Below are 19156 nucleotides of genomic sequence, written 5' to 3' on the forward strand. Positions count from 1 at the left end.
CTCCGGGCAGCACGCCCGCCGACGGGAATGGGGCACATGCCGAGAGGGTCAGGGCGAGCGGTCGAAATCATGAGGGCACCTTCAGATGCACCAGGAAACCGCCGTCGTGTTCGCCTGCCGACAGCGTCCCGCCCAGCAGTTCGGCGCGTTCGCGCATGCCCACGAGGCCGTAGCCGCCCCCAGGGGAGCCTTTCTCGGTGGAGGCCGGGTTGGTCACGCGTAGTTCGCACCAGGGCCGGCCGAGCTCGAGCTCGACCGTGGCCGGGCTGCCGGGGGCGTGGCGGCGTACGTTCGTGAGGGCTTCCTGGGCGGTGCGGACCAGAGCGAGCTCCGTCGCCGGCGAGAGGCGATGTTCGGGGCCTGAGATGCGCAGCGTACAGGCCTGGTGCGTGGTGCTCTCGAACTCCTGCGCGAGCATGCGCAGCGCCACGGGGAGTGCGGGGGAATCCTCGCGTAGTGCCGCCACCGCTCGCCTGGCCTCCTCGAGCCCGGACTTGGCCAGGTCACGGGCGTGGGTGACCCGTTCGAGCGCCTCGGCGGTCCGCTCCGCGCGGAGCAGCAGTTTGGCGCCTTCGAGGTGGACGAGCTGGGCGGACAGGGAGTGGGCGAGGATGTCGTGGATCTCCCTGGCGATCCTGGCCCGTTCCGCGAGTACGGCTTCTCGTGCCTCGGCGGCTCTGGTGGCCTTGCGCTGTTTGGCCGCATACGAGATCAGGAAGATCAGGCAGTTGCTGAGGATGAGGGGGAGGTCCTGGGAAGGTCTGCCGGCGATCTCGCCCGCCACGATCAGTCCCCCGATGGCCAGCACGCCGATGGGCAGCGCCTGGCGCAGGGAGAAACGGGTCACGGCCAGGCTGACACAGATGAGCAGGGCCGCGATCGCCGGGCCGCCTTGGGTCAGGGCGCTGAGGACGATGGAGAGGATCACGGCCAGGCCGAGGGCGATCAGGGTGACGGGCACGCCGAAGACGAGGAGGGGGCGCCGTGACTCTGATGGCGATTGGTCTCCGGCGTGCTGCGCTTTTCGCGAGGGTTGGTTGCCGGGCTGCCGTGCTTCTGCTGATGGCCGGTCGGTGGGCTCCGGGGCTTTCGGCGACGCCTGGCTCGCGAGGTCCGCTTCCGGGCGGCTCGTGGGGCGATGCGGCTGCGGCGCCTTCCAAAGCGGGAGGCTGCGGAAGCGCGCTTGGATCCGCGGCGGGAGGGAGAGCTGTCGCCGAGGAGTGGTCAGCGGATCGGCCGGCCGCCGCGTCTCCCGGTTTACGGGGCGGCGGATCGACAGGAGCAGGACGGTCAGCAGCGCGAGGGCCAGGGCAACGGTCACGAGGGTGATCGCCAAGGAGGTGCCGGTCAGGCCAGGTGCGGGCGTCGCTCTCATCTGGGCCACGACCAGTAGCACGATCGTCCCCAGCCGCAATGCGGTGGGGACGATTCCGGAGGGCGCACGCATCACCTCACGACGGTATCGGGTCGCCTGCCCGTGCCGGTAAGGGCGCTTCCCCGGCGAGCGACGAGGTACGCCTGGGCGCCGATGGTGAGGCCGACGAACAGCAGGATTCCGCTGGGAGAGGAGGTGAGGCCGAGGGCCTGGCCGGCGAAGTACAGGCCGACGCGGGTCGCGATCGACGCCAGCCACGCCAGCAGGGTCCAGCCCGTGGCCCTCGACCAGGCGACGCCGGATCCGTCCAGCCACACCCGTACGGTCGCCGCGCGCCACACGCCGAGTGCGACGGCGACGACGGCCTCCACCAGAAGCAGGCCAAGGCTGAGCACGAGGTACCGGCTGTCGATGAGCCCGCCCGTGACGGCGCCGACGACGATCATGACGCCGGCGGTGTAGAGGATGCCTCGATTGGCCGTGGGGCGGGTTTGCATCTGGCGGTAGACGACGAAGACCACGGCGAAGAGGACGAGAAGGGAGATCGGCATGTATTCCACGGGTTTGACAGTAGGGATGAGAAGGGCGTAGGGGATCGGCCTGTGGGTTGAGAGCGAGGATCTCCACCCTGGGGTGGAGGCCGAGGTGAGGCGGAATCGGCTCGCTCTGCGGAGGGGGTACGGGTTACCGTCCGAATATGCGCGTTCTCTCGGTAAATGTGGGCAAAACGGTCGAGGCTGAATGGGCGGGGAAGCTCGGGCGTACCGCTATCGACAAGCAGCGGGTCACGCACCGGGTGGGGGTGCTGGCCAACGGGCTCGCCGGCGACGAGCGGGCCGACAGGAAGCACCACGGCTCGCTCGATCACGCCGTCTACTCGTACTCCAGGGAGGACTACGACTGGTGGGAACGCGAGCTCGGGCGGGAGCTGCGTGACGGGCGGTTCGGGGAGAACCTCACCACGTCCGGCCTTGACGTCACCGGCGCCTTGATCGGCGAGCGGTGGCGGGTGGGCAGCGCCGTGCTGGAGGTGAGCGGGCCCCGGATACCGTGCGTGGTGTTCCGCAACTGGATGGACGAGCCCGGATGGGTCAAGCGGTTCACGGAGGCGGGGCGGCCCGGGGCGTACCTGCGGGTGCTCGAGCTCGGTGAGCTGGGCACGGGGGACTCGGTGGAGATCGTCTCGCGGCCCGAGGCCGGGATCACGGTGGGCGACTGGTTCCGTGCCCGCCACGGGGACGCGGACGCGCTCCATCGCATTCTGGCGGTTCCCGGGCATGATCCCGAGTGGGATCGCATGGCTGAGCGGGTGCTCGGCGACGTGCCGTCCTGAGCCTCCTTGCCCCACGATGCCGATGCCTGCCATGTGGGGACCCTTTCGGCGGGTTCGGCATCAGTGGACACCTCGGGGGTTGCGGTTCGATAGCACTCCCGAGTACCCGGCAGACTGGAAGCGTGCCATCCACCCTGCCTGACGGCGATCCCGCGCCCACCTCGGGCGAGCTGCCCGACACCGCCCTGAGGGGCCTCGGCGAGCGTCCGTTCGGCTTCTACGTGCACGTGCCGTTCTGCGTGACCCGCTGCGGCTACTGCGACTTCAACACCTACACCGCCGCCGAGCTGGGCCCAGGCGCCTCGCAGCGGGACTACGCGGACACGGTCGTCGAGGAGATCCGCCTCGCGCGCCGCGTCCTGGGGGCGGCCGGCCTGCCGGTGGAGACGGTGTTCTTCGGCGGCGGCACGCCCACGCTGCTGCCTCCGGAAGACCTGGCCAGGATCCTGGCCGTGATCGACTCGGAGTTCGGGCTGCGGCCGGGGGCCGAGGTGACCACGGAGGCCAACCCCGAGTCCGTCGACCCCGCCTACCTCGACAAGCTCCGCCAGGGCGGCTTCAACCGGGTCAGTTTCGGCATGCAGAGCGCACGCGAGCACGTGCTCCACGTGCTCGACCGCCGGCACACCCCGGGCAGGGCGGCGACGGCCGTCAAGGAAGCGAAGGAGGCCGGGTTCGAGCACGTCAACCTCGACCTCATCTACAGCACGCCGGGCGAGTCCGACGACGACTGGCGGGCCTCGCTGGCCGCCGCGATCGAGGCCGGGCCCGACCACGTGTCGGCGTACTCGCTGATCGTCGAGGAGGGCACCAGGCTGGCGGCCAGGATCAGGCGCGGCGAGCTGCCCATGCCCGACGACGACGTGGCCGCCGACCGCTACCAGATCGCCGACGAGCTGCTGTCGCAGGCCGGGTTCAGCTGGTACGAGGTGTCCAACTGGGCCACGTCCGAGCAGGCGCGCTGCCGCCACAACCTGCTCTACTGGACCGGCGGCGACTGGTGGGCCGCCGGCCCCGGCGCCCACAGCCACGTCGGCGGCACCCGCTGGTGGAACGTCAAGCACCCGGCCGCCTACGCCCAGCGCCTGGCCGCCGGCGCCTCGCCCGCCCACGCGCGCGAGGTGCTCGGCGACGACGACCGGGCGGCCGAGCGGCTGATGCTGGAGCTGCGGCTGTCGTCCGGCTACCCGCTGAGCGAGGTGGCGCCCGCCGCGCGCCCGGCCGTGGCGAGTGCCCTGGCGCGCGGGCTGCTGGAGCCCGGGCCGTTCAGGTCTGGCCAGATGGTGCTCACGCTCCAGGGCCGGCTGCTGGCCGACGCCCTCGTCAGGGATTTGCTGGTCTAGGTGATCATGCGGATGGAGAACGGGTAGCGATACCTCTCGCCCCGGTTGGTGGCCATGGCGGCCTGGATGTGGAAGATCAGGGACAGGATCCAGACGGCCGGCAGCAGGAGCATGCCGATGAAGACGACCACCAGGATGCCCGCCACGATGTAGCCGATGAACATCGTGATCTGGAAGTTGAGCGCCTCTGCTGCCTGGTCCCTGACGTAGGGGGACTCGTCCTTCTTCATCAGGTAGATGATCAGCGGGCCGACCCAGGAGACCACCAAGCCGAGCACGTGTGCGAGCATCGCCATCGTGGTGTCGTCGGTGCCCGGGCGGGGGCCGAACCTGCCGGGGACGTACGGCTCTCCCGGATGCGGGGCGTACCCGTAGCCGGGCTGCTGCGGCGGGGGGCCGTAGCCAGGCGGGGGAGGGCCGTAGCTCGGGGGTTGCTGTCCGTACCCAGGCTGACCGTAACCAGGCTGCCCGTAACCAGGCTGGCCGTAACCGGGCTGCCCGTAGCCCGGTTGGCCGTACCCGGGCTGTCCGTACCCAGGCTCGGAGCCGGGCTGCTGCCCGTAGCTCGACGGCTGGGGGCCGGAGCCCTGGCTGGGCGGGATGTCCGACGGTGGGAGGAAGCGGGTGGCGTCGTCGTCCGGCGCCGGCTGCGGGGGGTCCTGGCTCATGATGCCTCCGTAACGAAGTCGATCAGTTCCTCGACCCGGCCGAGCAGTTCCGGCTCCAGGTCCGTGTACGTGGAGACGGCGCCGAGGATCCGCCGCCACGCCTCCGCGGGCTCCATGCGCCAGCCCAGGGCGGCGATCACGCCCTCTTTCCACGGCACTCCGCGCGGCACGGCGGGCCAGGCGGGAATGCGCAGCACGGACGGCTTGACCGCCTGCCAGATGTCGATGAACGGATGCCCCACGACGAGCACGTCCGGCGAGGTGATCTCGGCCGCGATCCTGCTCTCCTTGGACCCGGGCACGAGATGGTCCACCAGCACCCCCAGCCGGCGCCCCGGCTCAGGGCCGAACTCCGCCACGATGGCCGGCAGGTCGTCCACACCCTCCAGATATTCGACCACGACCCCCTCGACCCGCAGGTCATGACCCCAGATCTTCTCGACCAGGGCGGCGTCGTGCACGCCCTCCACGTAGATCCGGCTCTCCCTGGCCACCCTCGCCCGCAGCCCCTCCACGGCGATCGAGCCGGACGCGCTGCGCCTGGGGCCCGTGGGGGCCGCCGTCGGGCGTACCAGCGTCACGGGCTTGCCCTCCAGCAGGAACGCGGCGGGCGCGAGCGGGAACAGCCGGCGCTTGCCGAACCGGTCTTCGAGCGTGACGGCCTCCTTGTCGCAGGCCACTATCGCGCCGCAGAAGCCGCTGTCGGCGTCCTCCACGACGAGGTCCAGCTCGGCGGGCACCTTCGGGATCTTGCCCTTCCCCGGCCGCCGCCAATTTCCCGCCAGCACATCGCCCTCGTACACACGGGGACCGTAGCAAATCACCCGCCGACCGCAAGGCGCTTCCGCGCGCCGCTACGGCGTACCAGCACGACCACGGTGCCGATGATGGCCACGAGCAGCCCCGCGCCGGGGATCAGGAGGAGCGCGGCCACCCCGCCGACGATGCCGCCCGCGGCCGAGGCCAGCTCACGGCCCACGCCGTAACGCACGTCGGCCTGCTCCTGGGTGGTGCAGGTCAGCTGGTAGTCGCCCTTGGACGGGGCGTTGATCACGAGGATCTGCTCCCAGGTGACGGCTCCGGACGTGACCGTCTGCGAGCCCGTGGTCTTGGCGAGCCTGGCCTGGCCCGAGATCTGGCACTCGTAGTGAACGGCAGTGTCGCTGGAAAGGTAGATCGCGGGCTTGTTCGCCGGGTCGATCGGCAGCGTCACGCTTTCGCCGGATGCGAACGTCCTGGACGGGGCGATGTCGCTCACGCTGCTCACAAGGCCCGTGGAGAACACGACGACACCGACGATCGCGCACACGGCGAAGATCCCCCAGACGAGCCCGATCCACCACAGACGCGGTTTGATGGCTTTCGAGTCGATTCGAGGGGGAAATTGGGGTTGTTGGCCGTATTGTCCGTACTGAGGAGGTGGGCCGTATTGGGGTGGCCGGCCGTACTGCGGTGGCGGGCCGTACTGCGGCGGAGGCCCGTACTGCGGCGGAGGCTGCCCGTAACCGGGCTGGGACCCGGGCTGGGAGCCGTAACCCGGCTGGGAGCCGGGCTGGGGGCCGTACGGCGGAGGCGGGGAATTGTCGCTCATGTCGGCAAGTGTGGTACTTGCCCCTTGTAAGAAGCTAGGAGCCAGGTTGCGACCTGGTGTTATCGCACCTTGTGGGCGAGAGCCGTACACTTGGCACTCAGGAACACAGAGTGCTAGATGGTTGTGTTCCTCAGATGTCAGAGGCAGGAGGTGAGCACGTGCTCGACGATAGGAAGCTGGCGGTGCTCCGCGCCATTGTCGAAGACTACGTGTCCACCAACGAACCGGTGGGCTCCAAGGCGCTCGCCGAGCGCCACAATCTGAAGGTCTCCCCGGCGACGGTCAGAAACGACATGGCCGCGCTGGAGGAGGAGGGTTACATCACCCAGCCGCACACCAGCGCGGGCCGCGTGCCGACGGACAAGGGCTACCGCCTGTTCGTCGACCGGCTCTCGCAGGTCAAGCCCCTGTCGGGGGCCGAGCGCAGGGCCATTGAGACGTTCCTCGCGGGCGCGGTCGACCTGGACGACGTGGTCACCCGCACGGTCCGGCTGCTCGCGCAGCTGACCAGGCAGGTGGCGGTCGTGCAGTACCCGACGCTGACGCGTTCGACGGTCAGGCACGTCGAGCTGGTGCCGCTGAACGACCGGCGGGTCATGCTCGTGCTGATCACCAACACCGGCCGCGTCGAGCAGCGCGTGATCGAGCTGCCCGAGGTGGTGGAGGACACCCGCATCGCCCATCTGCGTGCGGTGCTCAACGCCTGCCTCGACGGCTGCGGCCTGAGCTCCGTGCCCGAGCTGGTCGCCGACCTGCCCGAGCGGCTGCCCGTCGAAGACCGGCCCGTGGTGGCCACGATCCTGTCGGTGCTGCTCGAGACGCTGGTCGAGCGGCACGACGAGAAGATCGTGTTCGCCGGCGCGGCCAACCTCGCGGGTGCCGACTTCACGACCGGTCTGCGCGACGTGCTCGAGGCGCTGGAGGAGCAGGTCGTGCTCATGCGGCTGCTGGGCGAGACAACCGCAGACACTCCGTCCGCGCTCACCGTGCGCATCGGCTCCGAAAACCCCTACCTGCGGGGCACATCCATCGTCGCCACCGGATACGGTTCTGGCGACAACCAACTGGCCCGGCTCGGCGTGCTGGGGCCGACGAGGATGGATTACCCCGTTACGATGGGCGCCGTGCGCGCGGTGGCACGCTACGTCAGCCAGATCCTGGCTGCATCATAAGAGGTCGATAAGTGGCAAACAGCGACTACTACGCCACCCTCGGGGTGCGCCGTGACGCCAGTCAGGACGAGATCAAGAAGGCGTACCGCCGCCTGGCCCGCGAGCTGCATCCGGACGTGAACCCCGATCCTGAGACCCAGGAGCGGTTCAAGGAGATCACGCAGGCCTACGAGGTGCTGTCCGACCCGAACAAGCGCCAGATGTACGACCTGGGTGGCGACCCCTTCGGCGGCGCGGGAGCAGGTGCGGCGGCCGGCGGCTTCGGGGCGGGCTTCCCCTTCAGCGACATCATGGACGCCTTCTTCGGCACCGCGGCCGGCACGCGAGGGCCGCGCTCGCGGGCCCGCAGGGGGCGCAACGCCACCATCCGGGTCGAGCTCGACCTGCGCGAGACGGCGTTCGGGACCACCCGCGAGCTGGTCGTCGACACGGCCGTGCTCTGCGAGGTCTGTCACGGGGCCGGCGCGGCGCCCGGCACGCATCCCGACACCTGCGACATGTGCAACGGGCGCGGCGAGATCTCCCAGGTCACCCGCTCGTTCCTGGGTCAGGTCATGACCTCGCGGCCGTGCCCGCAGTGCGGCGGGTTCGGCACCATCATCCGCCACCCCTGCCAGGAGTGCTCCGGCGACGGCCGGGTGCGCACCCGCCGTACGATCAAGGTCCGCATCCCCGCGGGCGTCGAGGACGGCACCCACATCCAGCTCGCCGGCGAGGGCGAGGTCGGCCCCGGCGGCGGCCCTCCCGGAGACCTGTTCCTGGAGATCGTCGAGCGGCCTCACGAGATCTTCGAGCGGCGCGGTGACGACCTCCACTGCACCGTGCAGCTCCCGATGACGGCCGCCGCGCTCGGCACCATCCTGGCGGTCGAGACGCTCGACGGCTCCGAGGAGGTAGATGTCCGCCCCGGCACGCAGGCGGGCCAGGTCATCACCATGTACGGGCGGGGCGTGCAGCGGCTCAACGAGACGGGCCGTGGCGACCTGCTGATCCACGTCAACGTCGAGACGCCGACCCGGCTCGACCCCGCGCAGGAGGAGCTGCTGCGCGAGCTGGCCAAGCAGCGGGGCGAGGAGCGGCCGCCGGGCAAGTTCGCCCCCGGCCAGCAGGGCTTCTTCTCCCGGCTGCGCGACGCCTTCAACGGCAGGTGACGTGACCGTCCCGGTGTTCCTGTCCCAGGAGCTGGACGGGCCCGAGCTGACGCTCGCCGGCCCCGAGGGGCGGCACGCGGCCTCCGTACGGCGCCTGCGGGCCGGCGAGCGGGTCGATCTGACGGACGGCGCCGGCACGGTCGCCGAGTGCGTCGTACGCGAGGTGCTGAAGGACGCACTCAGGCTCGACGTGCTGCGCCGCTACGAACTCCAGCCGCCCGAGCCGAGGCTGGTCGTCGTCCAGGGGCTGCCCAAGGGCGACAGGGGCGAGCTGGCGGTCGAGATGATGACCGAGGCCGGCGTCGACGTCATCGTGCCCTGGGCGGCCTCGCGCAGCATCGCCCAGTGGAAGGGCGACAAGGTGGCCAAGGGGCTGCACCGGTGGCGCTCCACCGCTCGCGAGGCGGGCAAGCAGGCCCGCAGGTTCCACCTGCCCGAAGTGACCGAGCCCGCCACCACCGCGCAGGTCGAGGAGCTGCTGGCGGGCGCGGCGCTGGGCCTGGTGCTGCACGAGGAGGCGGCCGAGCCGCTGTCGGGCGTGGCGCTGCCCGCGTCGGGCGACATCGTGGTGGTCGTGGGGCCCGAGGGCGGCGTCTCGGACGAGGAGCTGGCCGGGTTCCGGGCGGCCAAGGCGGTGTCCGTGCTGCTGGGGCCCACGGTGCTGCGTACGTCCACGGCGGGGGTGGCGGCGGCCTCCGTGCTGCTCACACGTACCGGACGCTGGTAGGGCCCTTTCAGGGCGTCGTGTGGGAGGCGTCCACCAACGGGCTGGTCACGGCGGTGGGGGCGTCGGTGACGTTGTCATCGGGTGGGCACTCATCGACCGGGCACGCCGTGGGCTGCAGCGTGTCCTCCGCCGACGGCGATGGCGACGGAGTGGGCGAGGCCGAGGGGCAGTCGGATGGCGGGTCGGCCTGTTCGGCCTGGGTCGTCGGGCACACGGTCGGGGTCGGGGTGGGCGTCTGAGACGGCCTGCTGGTCGATTCCGCCCTCTTCGAGGGCCGGGGCGTCGGGCTCTTGGAGATCGGGGGGACCACGATGGGGTGCTGGTCGTGGGTCGGCTGCCTCGAGGGCGGCGGCGGTTCCTGGGAGCGCGTGGTGGAGGAGTTGGACGGGACCCTGGAGGTCTCGTTCTCCACAGGTTGCGAGTTGATGATCTGCGTGCGCAGTTGCGGAACGGCCATCACGATCGTTCCCGCTACCAGGACGGCGCTGGCGGCGGCCGCGCCCGCACGCCACCAGAACAGGTTACGGACGCCGCGCCGCTCGATGCGGGCGCGGATGATCTCCAATCCATCCGGCGAGGGCACGACCGCGTCCGCCTCCGCGCGGAGCGCACGGCGCAGGAGATCGCCGTGCTCGTCGGGGGGCTGGGTCATGACATTTTCTCCAGAACGGATCGCAGTGCGGCCATGCCACGTGCCGTGTGGCTCTTGACCGCTCCCTTGCTGATGCCCATCGCGTGGGCGATCTCAGCTTCGGACAGGTCACCGTAGTACCGCAGAACCAGTGCTTCTCTCTGTCGGGTTGGCAGGGCACGTAACGCCTCGATGACGGCGGAGCGTTCCAGCTCGCCGATCGCGCCGTTCTCGGCGCTCGGGGCGTCGGGCAGGCCCTTGGGAGCGTACTTCTCGACGACCGCGCGGTGACGCAGCACGGAACGGGACCGGTTGACGACGGATTGACGGAGGTAAGCGAGTGCCTTGTCGGGGTCACGCAGCCTACGCCAGGCACCATGGATGGCGACGAACGCATCCTGCACGACTTCCTCAGCAGTCGCCGTATCTCGCACCAGCAACACGGCGAGACGCACTAACGACCGGAAGTGCGCGCTGTAGAGCGCGGTCACGGCCATGTCGGCATCCCACCCGACCGGTGCCGCCCCCATCGACCTGTCGGCCAGAAGGGTTTCGGTGGTCACATCAATGGGACGCTCAGCCTTCCCAGAGGGTTTACGCTCTTCCGGTTCTTGAGGTTTCCCCGGTTCCTTAGGGTGCATTTACCCAGTCGTGTCCTCGCCAGGTGGCGCTTGCCCGACCCTGAATCGTCCTTTTTCGCTGAAGTGTCGCACACTCACCCTAACCGCGTGGATCTTCCTTCGCACGACACGGAGGATTACCGATTGGCAACGGGTTTCGTACGTCGGGGCTCTCGGTAGGGTGATCGGGTGAGCGATTGCCTCTTCTGCAAAATCGTCGCCAAGGAGATTCCCGCCGAGATCGTTTATGAAACCGGCAGGACGTTGGCGTTCCGTGACGTCAACCCGCAGGCGCCCACCCACGTGCTGGTCATCCCGAAGCAGCACCACGCCGACGCGGCGGCGCTCGCCGCGGCCGATGACGGGCTCGCCGACGAGGTGCTCAAGGCCGCCCACGCGGTGGCCGTGCAGGAGCACGTGGCCGACGGCGGCTACCGCGTGGTGTTCAACACCGGGCTCGGCGCCGGGCAGACCGTTTTCCACGTGCACGCCCACGTCCTGGGCGGGCGCGACCTGACCTGGCCGCCCGGCTGATATTGGGGAGAGCTGTCGGCCCGGTCCCGGATACGATGGGCACAGAAGAACACCGAAAGAGACCGGGAGGCATCAGGCCACTGGCCTGCCCATGTCCGAACTACATGAATCCCGACGCACGGCACCTCCCTCGCGCACTCAAGCCAAGGTGCTGATTCCGGACGAATACTCGATGGTCAGCCTCCTGGGCTCCCGCGACGAGCTGCTACGCGTCATCGAGGGCGCCTTCAGGGCCGACATCCACGTTCGCGGCAACGAGATCACCGTCACCGGCAGCCCCGACGAGAGCGGCACCGTGGTGCGGCTCTTCGAGGAGCTGGTCGAGGTGCTGCGCAGCGGCGGCGAGCTCACCCCCGACGCGGTCGAGCGCAGCATCGCCATGCTCCGCATGACCTCCGACCGTCCCGCCGAGGTGCTGTCCCTGGACATCCTCTCCTCGCGCGGGCGCACGATCAGGCCGAAGACGGTCAACCAGAAGCGGTACGTCGACGCGATCGACAAGCACACGGTCGTGTTCGGCATCGGCCCCGCGGGCACCGGCAAGACCTACCTCGCGATGGCCAAGGCCGTGCGGGCGCTGCAGGAGAAGCGGGTCAACCGGATCATCCTGACCCGCCCGGCAGTCGAGGCCGGCGAGCGGCTGGGCTTCCTGCCCGGCACGCTGTACGAGAAGATCGACCCCTACCTGCGGCCGCTCTACGACGCGCTGCACGACATGCTCGACCCCGACTCCATCCCCAAGCTGATGGCCGCGGGCACGATCGAGGTCGCGCCGCTGGCGTACATGCGCGGTCGCACGCTCAACGACGCCTTCATCATCCTCGACGAGGCACAGAACTCCTCGGCCGAGCAGATGAAGATGTTCCTCACCCGGCTCGGCTTCAACTCCAAGATCGTGGTGACCGGTGACGTGACGCAGGTAGACCTGCCCAACGGCACGGTGAGCGGGCTGCGGGTCGTCCAGGAGATCCTCGACGGCATCCCCGACATCCACTTCGCGCGCCTGACCAGTGCCGACGTGGTCCGCCACAAGCTGGTGAGCGAGATCGTGGACGCGTACGGGCGCTACGACGCCTCGCAGGCCGCCCAGGAGCCGAAGAGCATCCAGCATCGGGGGAAGCGGCGACCATGAGCATCGAGATCAACAACGAGTCGGGTGTCGGGGTCGACGAGGAGAGTCTCGTCGCCCTGGCCGCCCACGTGCTCGGCGAGATGGGCATCAACCCGCTCGCCGAGCTGTCGATCGTGGTGGTCGACGAGGACGCCATGTCCGAGCTGCACGAGAAGTGGATGGGCGAGCCGGGCCCGACCGACGTGCTGGCGTTCCCGATGGACGAGCTGCGTCCGGGCGGGGGCGCTCGCGGCGACTCGGAGAGCCCCGCCGACCCGGCGCTCCTCGGCGACGTCGTGCTCTGCCCGCAGGTGGCCGCCAGGCAGGCCGAGGAGGCGGGCCACAGCACGGCCGACGAGCTGGAGCTGCTGTGCACCCACGGCATCCTCCACCTGCTCGGCTATGACCACGCCGAGCCCGAGGAGCACAAGGAGATGTTCGGCCTGCAGGCTCGGCTCCTCGAGTCCTGGCAGGAGGTGCGCAACTCGCGGTGAACGCCTGGTTGCTTTCGGCCATCGCCCTTGTGATCATCGGTGGCCTGATCGCCAGTGCGGAAACGGCACTGACGCGCATCTCCAGAGTGCGTGCCGAGGAATACGTGCGCGAGGGCCGGCGGGGTTCCGTGCGGCTGCAGGCCATCGTCGACGACCCGCCACGCTACCTCAACCTGCTCCTGCTGCTCAGGCTGAGCTGCGAGCTGGTGGCCACGGTCATCGCGACGCTGCTGTTCATCGATCTCCTGCACGACCAGGGCTGGGCGTACTTCTGGGCCGCCGTCGTGATGATCGTGACCAGCTACGTCGTGGTGGGTGTGATGCCGCGTACGCTGGGGCGCCAGCACGCCGAGCCGGTAGCGCTGGCCAGCGCCCCCATCGTGTACGGCCTGACCCGCATCTTCGGACCCCTCCCCAAGCTGCTCATCCTGCTCGGCAACGCCCTGACCCCCGGCAAGGGGTTCCGCGAGGGGCCGTTCACCTCTGAGGCCGAGCTGCGCGACCTGGTCGATCTGGCCGAGGAGCGCCGGGTGATCGAGCCGGACGAGCGCGAGATGATCCACTCCGTCTTCGAGCTGGGCGACACGCTGGTGCGCGAGGTCATGGTGCCGCGCACCGACATGGTCTACATCGAACGCGGCAAGTCGATCAGTCAGGCCCTGTCTCTGGCGCTGCGCAGCGGGTTCTCCCGCATTCCCGTCGTGGGCGAGAACGAGGACGACGTCATCGGCATGGCGTACCTCAAGGACATCGCCCGCAAGATCCACGAGACCGGTGAAGGCGGGGGCGAGGAGACGGTCGAGTCGATCATGCGGCCGGCCGCGTACGTGCCGGAGAGCAAGCCCATCGACCAGCTCATGCGGGAGATGCAGGCGCGGCAGATCCACATCGCCATCGTCATCGACGAGTACGGCGGCACCGCCGGGCTCGTCACGATCGAGGACGTGCTGGAGGAGATCGTCGGCGAGATAACCGACGAGTACGACCAGGAGGCGCCCCGCGTCGAGCCCATGCCCGACGGCGGGATGCGGGTGACCGCCCGGATGCCCGTCGACGAGCTGGCCGAGCTGTTCGACACCGAGATCGAGGTGGACGACGTGGAGACCGTGGGCGGGCTGCTCGCCCACGCGCTCGGGCGGGTTCCGATCGCCGGGTCGCACGCCGAGATGGCCGGGCTCACGCTCACCGCCGAAAGCCTGGCGGGCCGCCGCAACCGCATCAGCACCGTCGTGGTGCGCCATGCCAAGCCTCCGGAGGACGAGTCCGGCCCGGCCCTCCCCGAACACGACTGACCCACCCGCCACCCTCGCCCCGCCGTGTGCCGTCCCGCGCCCGGGGCCCGCAGGACAGAGCCGCTACCTCCAGGCAAGGCGCGCCGCGCGTATGGCGCGGAGGCGCTGCCGCCGCGGAGGCGTGCCGGCGACAGGCGTGGGCCGGCGGGATGGAGGACCGCCGGCAGTACGAGGGCGGGCAGGCCGGAGGGGGAGCACGGCGGATCGCTGGTGGGTCGAGGGCGGGACGGGTGCGCTGGGCAAAGCGGTGACGAAGGTGGGCGAAGGCCGCAAGTGTTCTACAAGTCTTCTGCAAGCCCGCCAGGGCACTCTCTTAACACGACATCCAGTGCGGTGGGTGTCGCAAGGGGAGGCATCCGAACGCCGGGTGGGGTTCGCGGCGGGAGGGTGCACCTGGGGGGAACGACTGCGTCTCGGCCGGCTAGCCGGCTGTGACGCAGGTCGGCGCTGAGGGTGCCCCCATCCGGAGAACCGGATGGGGGTGCCCTTTTTGCGTATTGGTGAGAACTCCGGTGGATTGCCGCATTCGTCGGCTGGGGAGGCTGCGATCCAGGGGGGGATCATGAAACGCGAGATCATCGCCTGCGGGCTGCTGGCCTGCGCCCTGGCGGGATGCGGGGCCGGAGGCACAGAGAACGTCCTCGACCCGAAGGCCACGGCGCAGTTGCGCGAGGTGCTCAGCAAGGGGCCGCAGTTGCCCGACGGGTTCGCGGAGAGGCCGGACCAGGCGTGGCAGATGCCGTTCACGCAGGGCGACAGGAACTGTCTGGCCGTGCTGGAACCCGTGGGAGGGCAGGCGCCCGGGCAGGCGCTGACGGGCCAGGCGGCGGTCAGCTACCGCGGCGACGGGCTGGGGGAGCAGGCGGGGGTGGGGCTGGCGCGGTACGCGGACGGGGAGGCGGAGGAGCACCTCGATGAGCTGGCCAGGGCCATGGAGTCGTGCCGGGAGGTGCGCACCTCCTCCGGCACCGACCTGCGGTCGCAGACGCTGCCGCTCGAGGTCGCGGCGGACGAGGCCGTGAGCGCCCGGCTGCGCGGGCGGCTGAACGGCTACCCGTACGCGTTGGACGTCGTGCTGTCACGGGTAGGCGACACATTGGTGTCGGTGGTGCACACGAGCATGGACGACATGGACCCCGCCCGCACCCGCGAGGTGGTCGACGCGGTCCTCTCCATGGCCGGCGCCTAACCTAGTCCCGTGACACTCGATCCTGAAGACAACAAGATCATCACTTTGGCCCGCGCCGCCAGGGCGCGCAACGAGTCCGCCGAGGGTGCCGCCGTACGGGATGAGACCGGCCGCACGTACTCGGCGACGAACGTGGCGCTGGACGCGCTGACGCTCTCGGCGGTGCAGGTGGCGGTGGCCATGGCGGTCTCCAGTGGCGCGCGGTCCCTGGAGGCCGTCGCGCTGGTGAGCGAGGGCGCGCCAAGCGCCGCCGACCAGGCCGTGGCCGCGGAACTGGGCGTCAAGTCGCTGCTCGTGGCCGGTCCCGACGGCACGCTGCGAGGCTGACCATGCCGATGTCGCCATTCCTGGCGAAGTTGCGGGAGAAGGTCGGCTCCGAGCTGCTCATGTTGCCGTCGGCGGCCGGGTTCGTGTTCGACGACGCGGGCAGGCTGCTGGTGGCCCGGCACGGCGACGTGGGGCTCTGGGCGGCGCCCGGCGGCGGCATCGACCCGGACGAGCGGCCCGAGCACGCCGCGGTCCGGGAGCTGCACGAGGAGCTCGGCATCGACATCGAGGTGCGGGGCCTGATCGGCGTCTACGGCGGCCCTGAGTTCCGCACCCTCTACCCGAACGGCCACCAGGTCGGCTACGTCATCGCCGCCTACGGCTGTGCGGTGGCCCCGGGTTCGGCCGAGCCCGAGCCCGACGGCGTGGAGATCAACGACTTCCGATGGGTGACCGAGCAGGAGCTTTCCGAGCTGCCCACAACCCCTTGGACACCGATCGCCGCGCCCGAGGCGTTCGCCTGGTGGCGTGCCCATGCCCGTTGATGGACCAGAATGCAGTATGTGACTTCGCCAGACAGCCATCGCGCCGGATTCGCCTGCTTCGTGGGGAGGCCGAACGTCGGCAAGTCCACGCTCATGAACGCCCTGGTCGGCAGCAAAGTAGCGATCACCTCCTCCAAGCCGCAGACGACCAGGCGCGCCATCAGGGGCATCGTGCATCGGCCCGACGCCCAGCTGGTCATCGTCGACACGCCGGGCCTGCACCGGCCGCGCACGCTGCTGGGGGAGCGGCTGGACAGCCTGGTGCTGTCCACGCTGACCGAGGTGGACGTGATCGGCTTCTGCGTGCCCGCCAACGAGCCGATCGGCAAGGGTGACCGGTTCATCGCCGACAAGCTCTCGGCGGTGAAGAAGACGCCGGTCGTGGCCGTGGTCACCAAGTGCGACCTGGCGACCAAAGAGCAGATCGCGGAGCAGCTGCTGGCGGTGTCGCAGGTGGCGGAGTTCGCGGCGATCGTGCCGGTGTCGGCGCAGTCGGGCGACCAGCTCGACGTGCTGGCCGATGTGCTGATCGAGCACCTGCCCGAGTCGCCGCCGCTCTACGAGGGCGGGCAGCTCACGGACGAGCCGGAGCAGGTTCTGGTGGGCGAGCTGATCAGGGAGGCGGCGCTGGAGGGCGTACGCGACGAGCTGCCCCACTCGATCGCCGTGGTCGTGGACGAGATGCTGCCCCGTGAGGGGCGCGACGACCTGCTGGACATCTACGCGCACATGTTCGTGGAGCGGCCCTCGCAGAAGGCGATCGTCATCGGGCACAAGGGTGAGCGGCTGCGCGAGGTCGGCACCACGGCCCGCAAGCAGATCGAGGCCCTGCTGGGCACGCGCGTCTACCTGGACCTGCGGATCAGCGTGGCCAAGGACTGGCAGCGCGACCCGAAGCAGCTGCGGCGGCTGGGCTTCTACGACTGACCGTCAGGCGCGTCGCACCAGCGCGAGGACGGAGAGCACGACGACCGCCACGGAGCAGCCGAGCGCGGCGAACCAGCCGAACTTGACGACGGGCCCGATCGACAGCACGTCGCCCAGATCCACGGAGATCCGGTCGCGCAGGCCGCTCCCGTCGGTCATGAAGAGCACCAGCACCGCCACCGCCGCGGCTCCGGGGAGGGCGGCCAGGGCGGCGACCCTCGGGCGGGTGAGCAGGCCCGCGATGCCGCATCCCAGCGCGACCAGCCCGGCCACCAGCGTGTAGACGCCGAACCGGTCGTCGATGCCGCGCACGTCGTTGGCCAGGCCGCCGCCGATGAGGTCGCTCTTCACCTCGAGTCCGGCCCACGGGAGGACGGCGCAGAACACCAGGAGCGCTCCGGCGACCACCACGGCCAGCGCGTAGCCGCGACGGGTCGCCGGTCTGGCGGTGCTGGGCTGGAGGTCATCGGCCACACGATCACTGTAAGCCGGGGGAGCGCCTCTCTCCACCGTGCGCAACGGAGTCGTCACCACCGTCGCAGGGATCAGGACAGGTGGCGGCGCCTGGCCCGTAGCGCGTTCATGCGGGCGATGTCGTGCCTGACGGCCACCCAGCCGGCGCCGCAGGCACGCGCGCGGGCGATCGGGAAGAGCTCGTTCAGCGCGGGCACGCGGTTGCGCCCGAGCAACAGGCCCACGGTCATCCCGGGATAGCGGGCCTTGATCGCCGGGATGGCCGCGTCCTCGATGCCGGTGGGACTACCCGCGGCTGTCCGGTGCGGGCTGGGGAGTGATGGCCGCGCGTTCGCCCCATTCGAGGCGGGAGCGGAGCTGGACGGCGTCGCCGGCCAGGGCGGACACCAGCGTGCCCGGGCCTGCCAGGGGCAGGACGGCGACGCCCTCGGCCACGGCCGGCTCCTTGGCAGGCGTCGTGAGGAACGTGGTGCCGACGCAGCGAGCCGCACCGTAGACGGCCGGGGAGGCGTCCAGGGACGGGTCGCCGACGGTGAACTCCTGCCTGAGCAGCGGGCGGCCGTCGCATGTCGCGTCGAAGCGGGCATGGCAGCGTCCCGGTGCCTCGCCGTGTCGGCCGAAGACGATCTCCTCGCGCCACAGCACCTCGGCGTCCGCCGCCAGTTCGAGACGTACCAGGAGGCGGTGCCGGCAACCGGCGGCGAGGACCGTGGGCTCCGGGGCGAAGCGGAGTGCGCCGCCCGCCCCCACCCGGGCGGTGACCAGCATCTCGGACTCACCGTCACCCGGCAGGACCAGGCTGGCGGCGACCGAGCCCAGCTCCAGGGTGGTGCGCGGGGCGACGTCGAGGTCCAGGTGGAGGCGGTCGCCGCCGAGCGGGCCCGCCGCCGTGGAGACGAGATGCACGGTGTACGGGCCCGTCTGGCGCAGCGTCAGCGGGGGCGCCGAGGCCAGGCGGCGGATGAGTGTCCGGCCATCCGGGGACAGGGCCGTGGCCACGGCGGCACCGGCCCGCATCGCGCGACGGCCGGACATCAGGAGACAGGGGACGCGTGGGTGTGGGCCCAGGCCGCCACCTGCTCGGAGACCCAGCCGGCGACCGTGGTGGCGGTGGGGTCCTCCCTGATCGAGGTGAACAGCACCGGCCTGTCACCGCGTACGGCCGCCGCGTCGCGGTCCATCACCCCCAGGTCGGCGCCCACCATCGCGGCGAGGTCGGTCTTGTTGATGACCAGCAGGTCCGCCGTCGTGACCCCCGGGCCGCCCTTCCGCGGCACCTTGTCGCCGCCCGACACGTCCAGGACGAAGATCTGCTTGTCGGCCAGTCCCCGGCTGAACGTGGCCGTCAGGTTGTCACCGCCGCTCTCCACGATCACCAGGTCCAGCGGCCCGAACCGGTACTCCAGGGTCTCCACGGCGTCCAGGTTCGCGGCGATGTCGTCGCGGATGGCGGTGTGGGGGCAGCAGCCGGTCTCGACGGCGAGGATGCGCTCCTGGTCGAGCACGCCCGCCCGGCGCAGGAAGTCCGCGTCCTCGGTGGTGTAGATGTCGTTCGTCACCACGCCCAGGGACAGCGACGGGCCCAGCGTCCTGCACAGCGCGGCCACCAGAGCCGTTTTGCCGCTGCCTACCGGACCGCCCACGCCGAGCCGCAGCGCCCGTCCGCGGCCGTCGGGGGTGTGGTGGTGGTCGTCATGATTGGCGCCCATATG

24 protein-coding genes are annotated in these 19156 nt (G+C 70.4%); 13 read left to right on the forward strand and 11 right to left on the reverse strand.

The window, feature by feature from the left end; genetic code table 11:
• Positions 1-67: 67 nt before the first annotated feature.
• Both ACQPWU_RS13630 and ACQPWU_RS13635 read right to left on the reverse strand, forming a co-directional pair.
• Positions 68-1447: a sensor histidine kinase gene (locus ACQPWU_RS13630; protein WP_433445206.1), complete on the reverse strand. Its 1380-nt coding sequence runs from the start codon at positions 1445-1447 to the stop codon at positions 68-70.
• Entirely contained in the window at positions 1447-1935 is a 489-nt protein-coding gene (locus tag ACQPWU_RS13635) for a hypothetical protein (RefSeq protein ID WP_433439817.1), read from the reverse strand. Before ACQPWU_RS13635 ends, ACQPWU_RS13630 begins: the two co-directional genes overlap by 1 nt.
• Positions 1936-2072: 137 nt before the next feature.
• On the opposite strand from ACQPWU_RS13635, the gene ACQPWU_RS13640 reads away from it, so the two are divergent.
• Together ACQPWU_RS13640 and hemW are read left to right on the forward strand one after the other, a co-directional pair.
• Positions 2073-2708 (forward strand): MOSC domain-containing protein, encoded by a 636-nt coding sequence (locus ACQPWU_RS13640; protein WP_433439819.1) that lies wholly within the window; start codon positions 2073-2075, stop codon positions 2706-2708.
• A gap of 122 nt (positions 2709-2830) precedes the next feature.
• Entirely contained in the window at positions 2831-4051 is a 1221-nt protein-coding gene (gene hemW / locus ACQPWU_RS13645) for a radical SAM family heme chaperone HemW (RefSeq protein ID WP_433439821.1), read from the forward strand.
• Here hemW and ACQPWU_RS13650 read toward each other — a convergent pair.
• The 3 genes from ACQPWU_RS13650 to ACQPWU_RS13660 are packed head-to-tail and all read right to left on the reverse strand — an operon-like array spanning position 4048 to position 6310.
• Positions 4048-4719 carry a DUF4870 domain-containing protein gene (locus tag ACQPWU_RS13650; protein WP_433439823.1) on the reverse strand — a complete coding sequence of 224 codons (672 nt, stop codon included), beginning with the start codon at positions 4717-4719 and terminating at the stop codon, positions 4048-4050. The genes hemW and ACQPWU_RS13650 overlap by 4 nt on opposite strands.
• A complete protein-coding gene (locus ACQPWU_RS13655) occupies positions 4716-5522 on the reverse strand; it encodes a DUF3097 domain-containing protein (RefSeq protein ID WP_433439825.1) in 807 nt (268 codons plus the stop codon). Before ACQPWU_RS13655 ends, ACQPWU_RS13650 begins: the two co-directional genes overlap by 4 nt.
• A gap of 17 nt (positions 5523-5539) precedes the next feature.
• Positions 5540-6310 carry a hypothetical protein gene (locus tag ACQPWU_RS13660; protein WP_433439827.1) on the reverse strand — a complete coding sequence of 257 codons (771 nt, stop codon included), beginning with the start codon at positions 6308-6310 and terminating at the stop codon, positions 5540-5542.
• Between the two features lie 158 nt (positions 6311-6468).
• Between ACQPWU_RS13660 and hrcA the strand changes: the two genes are divergently transcribed.
• From hrcA to ACQPWU_RS13675, 3 genes are read left to right on the forward strand one after another with little or no spacing between them, the layout of a single operon-like run.
• Positions 6469-7482, forward strand: coding sequence for a heat-inducible transcriptional repressor HrcA (hrcA, locus tag ACQPWU_RS13665; protein ID WP_433439829.1), 1014 nt, complete (start codon positions 6469-6471; stop codon positions 7480-7482).
• Between the two features lie 11 nt (positions 7483-7493).
• Positions 7494-8633: a molecular chaperone DnaJ gene (gene dnaJ, locus ACQPWU_RS13670; RefSeq protein ID WP_433439831.1), complete on the forward strand. Its 1140-nt coding sequence runs from the start codon at positions 7494-7496 to the stop codon at positions 8631-8633.
• Position 8634: 1 nt separating this feature from the next.
• Positions 8635-9360, forward strand: a complete 726-nt coding sequence (locus tag ACQPWU_RS13675) for a 16S rRNA (uracil(1498)-N(3))-methyltransferase (RefSeq protein ID WP_433439833.1) — start codon at positions 8635-8637, stop codon at positions 9358-9360.
• Between the two features lie 7 nt (positions 9361-9367).
• Here the strand turns inward: ACQPWU_RS13675 and ACQPWU_RS13680 are convergent, their stop codons facing one another.
• Both ACQPWU_RS13680 and ACQPWU_RS13685 read right to left on the reverse strand, forming a co-directional pair.
• On the reverse strand, positions 9368-10012 hold the full coding sequence (locus ACQPWU_RS13680) for a hypothetical protein (RefSeq protein WP_433439835.1): 645 nt from the start codon (positions 10010-10012) through the stop codon (positions 9368-9370).
• Positions 10009-10521: a SigE family RNA polymerase sigma factor gene (locus ACQPWU_RS13685; protein ID WP_344987656.1), complete on the reverse strand. Its 513-nt coding sequence runs from the start codon at positions 10519-10521 to the stop codon at positions 10009-10011. The genes ACQPWU_RS13680 and ACQPWU_RS13685 overlap by 4 nt, the downstream gene beginning before the upstream one ends.
• A gap of 279 nt (positions 10522-10800) precedes the next feature.
• Here ACQPWU_RS13685 and ACQPWU_RS13690 point away from each other — a divergent pair, with 279 nt between their 5' ends.
• The 8 genes from ACQPWU_RS13690 (at position 10801) to era (ending at position 16970) form a co-directional block, all read left to right on the forward strand.
• Positions 10801-11145, forward strand: a complete 345-nt coding sequence (locus ACQPWU_RS13690) for a histidine triad nucleotide-binding protein (RefSeq protein WP_360689806.1) — start codon at positions 10801-10803, stop codon at positions 11143-11145.
• Between the two features lie 91 nt (positions 11146-11236).
• On the forward strand, positions 11237-12277 hold the full coding sequence (locus ACQPWU_RS13695; protein ID WP_360689804.1) for a PhoH family protein: 1041 nt from the start codon (positions 11237-11239) through the stop codon (positions 12275-12277).
• The gene (gene ybeY / locus ACQPWU_RS13700) at positions 12274-12750 is read left to right on the forward strand and encodes an rRNA maturation RNase YbeY (RefSeq protein ID WP_360689802.1); all 477 of its coding nucleotides are present in this window, start codon (positions 12274-12276) and stop codon (positions 12748-12750) included. Before ACQPWU_RS13695 ends, ybeY begins: the two co-directional genes overlap by 4 nt.
• Entirely contained in the window at positions 12747-14042 is a 1296-nt protein-coding gene (locus tag ACQPWU_RS13705) for a hemolysin family protein (protein ID WP_433439837.1), read from the forward strand. Before ybeY ends, ACQPWU_RS13705 begins: the two co-directional genes overlap by 4 nt.
• A 562-nt stretch (positions 14043-14604) precedes the next feature.
• Complete coding sequence (locus ACQPWU_RS13710; RefSeq protein ID WP_433439839.1) at positions 14605-15231, forward strand: hypothetical protein; 627 nt, start codon at positions 14605-14607, stop codon at positions 15229-15231.
• A 9-nt stretch (positions 15232-15240) separates the two neighbouring features.
• Complete coding sequence (locus tag ACQPWU_RS13715) at positions 15241-15558, forward strand: cytidine deaminase (protein WP_433439841.1); 318 nt, start codon at positions 15241-15243, stop codon at positions 15556-15558.
• An 8-nt stretch (positions 15559-15566) separates the two neighbouring features.
• Positions 15567-16043, forward strand: coding sequence for an NUDIX domain-containing protein (locus ACQPWU_RS13720; protein ID WP_433439843.1), 477 nt, complete (start codon positions 15567-15569; stop codon positions 16041-16043).
• 9 nt (positions 16044-16052) lie between these two features.
• Positions 16053-16970, forward strand: a complete 918-nt coding sequence (gene era, locus ACQPWU_RS13725; RefSeq protein WP_433439845.1) for a GTPase Era — start codon at positions 16053-16055, stop codon at positions 16968-16970.
• 3 nt (positions 16971-16973) lie between these two features.
• On the opposite strand, the gene ACQPWU_RS13730 is transcribed toward era, so the two are convergent.
• The 4 genes from ACQPWU_RS13730 to ureG all read right to left on the reverse strand — a co-directional run bounded on the left by ACQPWU_RS13730 (position 16974) and on the right by ureG (position 19153).
• Complete coding sequence (locus ACQPWU_RS13730) at positions 16974-17444, reverse strand: hypothetical protein (protein ID WP_433439847.1); 471 nt, start codon at positions 17442-17444, stop codon at positions 16974-16976.
• A gap of 71 nt (positions 17445-17515) precedes the next feature.
• Positions 17516-17674 carry a hypothetical protein gene (locus tag ACQPWU_RS13735; protein WP_433439849.1) on the reverse strand — a complete coding sequence of 53 codons (159 nt, stop codon included), beginning with the start codon at positions 17672-17674 and terminating at the stop codon, positions 17516-17518.
• Positions 17675-17729: 55 nt separating this feature from the next.
• Positions 17730-18479, reverse strand: coding sequence for an urease accessory protein UreD (locus tag ACQPWU_RS13740; protein WP_433439851.1), 750 nt, complete (start codon positions 18477-18479; stop codon positions 17730-17732).
• Complete coding sequence (ureG, locus tag ACQPWU_RS13745; protein WP_433439853.1) at positions 18479-19153, reverse strand: urease accessory protein UreG; 675 nt, start codon at positions 19151-19153, stop codon at positions 18479-18481. The genes ACQPWU_RS13740 and ureG overlap by 1 nt, the downstream gene beginning before the upstream one ends.
• Between the last annotated feature and the right edge of the window lie 3 nt (positions 19154-19156).

The sequence above is a fragment of the Nonomuraea sp. CA-141351 genome (assembly GCF_050944675.1).
GTDB lineage: Bacteria > Actinomycetota > Actinomycetes > Streptosporangiales > Streptosporangiaceae > Nonomuraea.

Excerpts from the sequence above, each read along its gene's own strand:
- ACQPWU_RS13720 (WP_433439843.1), top strand. The coding sequence starts at position 15,567 with ATGTCGCCATTCCTGGCGAAGTTGCGGGAGAAGGTCGGCTCCGAGCTG.
- ureG (WP_433439853.1), bottom strand. The coding sequence starts at position 19,153 with ATGGGCGCCAATCATGACGACCACCACCACACCCCCGACGGCCGCGGA.
- ACQPWU_RS13685 (WP_344987656.1), bottom strand. The coding sequence starts at position 10,521 with ATGGGGGCGGCACCGGTCGGGTGGGATGCCGACATGGCCGTGACCGCG.
- ACQPWU_RS13740 (WP_433439851.1), bottom strand. The coding sequence starts at position 18,479 with ATGTCCGGCCGTCGCGCGATGCGGGCCGGTGCCGCCGTGGCCACGGCC.
- ACQPWU_RS13680 (WP_433439835.1), bottom strand. The coding sequence starts at position 10,012 with ATGACCCAGCCCCCCGACGAGCACGGCGATCTCCTGCGCCGTGCGCTC.
- ybeY (WP_360689802.1), top strand. The coding sequence starts at position 12,274 with ATGAGCATCGAGATCAACAACGAGTCGGGTGTCGGGGTCGACGAGGAG.
- ACQPWU_RS13660 (WP_433439827.1), bottom strand. The coding sequence starts at position 6,310 with ATGAGCGACAATTCCCCGCCTCCGCCGTACGGCCCCCAGCCCGGCTCC.
- ACQPWU_RS13640 (WP_433439819.1), top strand. The coding sequence starts at position 2,073 with ATGCGCGTTCTCTCGGTAAATGTGGGCAAAACGGTCGAGGCTGAATGG.
- ACQPWU_RS13650 (WP_433439823.1), bottom strand. The coding sequence starts at position 4,719 with ATGAGCCAGGACCCCCCGCAGCCGGCGCCGGACGACGACGCCACCCGC.
- ACQPWU_RS13630 (WP_433445206.1), bottom strand. The coding sequence starts at position 1,447 with ATGCGTGCGCCCTCCGGAATCGTCCCCACCGCATTGCGGCTGGGGACG.
- ACQPWU_RS13695 (WP_360689804.1), top strand. The coding sequence starts at position 11,237 with ATGTCCGAACTACATGAATCCCGACGCACGGCACCTCCCTCGCGCACT.
- era (WP_433439845.1), top strand. The coding sequence starts at position 16,053 with ATGCAGTATGTGACTTCGCCAGACAGCCATCGCGCCGGATTCGCCTGC.
- ACQPWU_RS13735 (WP_433439849.1), bottom strand. The coding sequence starts at position 17,674 with ATGACCGTGGGCCTGTTGCTCGGGCGCAACCGCGTGCCCGCGCTGAAC.
- ACQPWU_RS13710 (WP_433439839.1), top strand. The coding sequence starts at position 14,605 with ATGAAACGCGAGATCATCGCCTGCGGGCTGCTGGCCTGCGCCCTGGCG.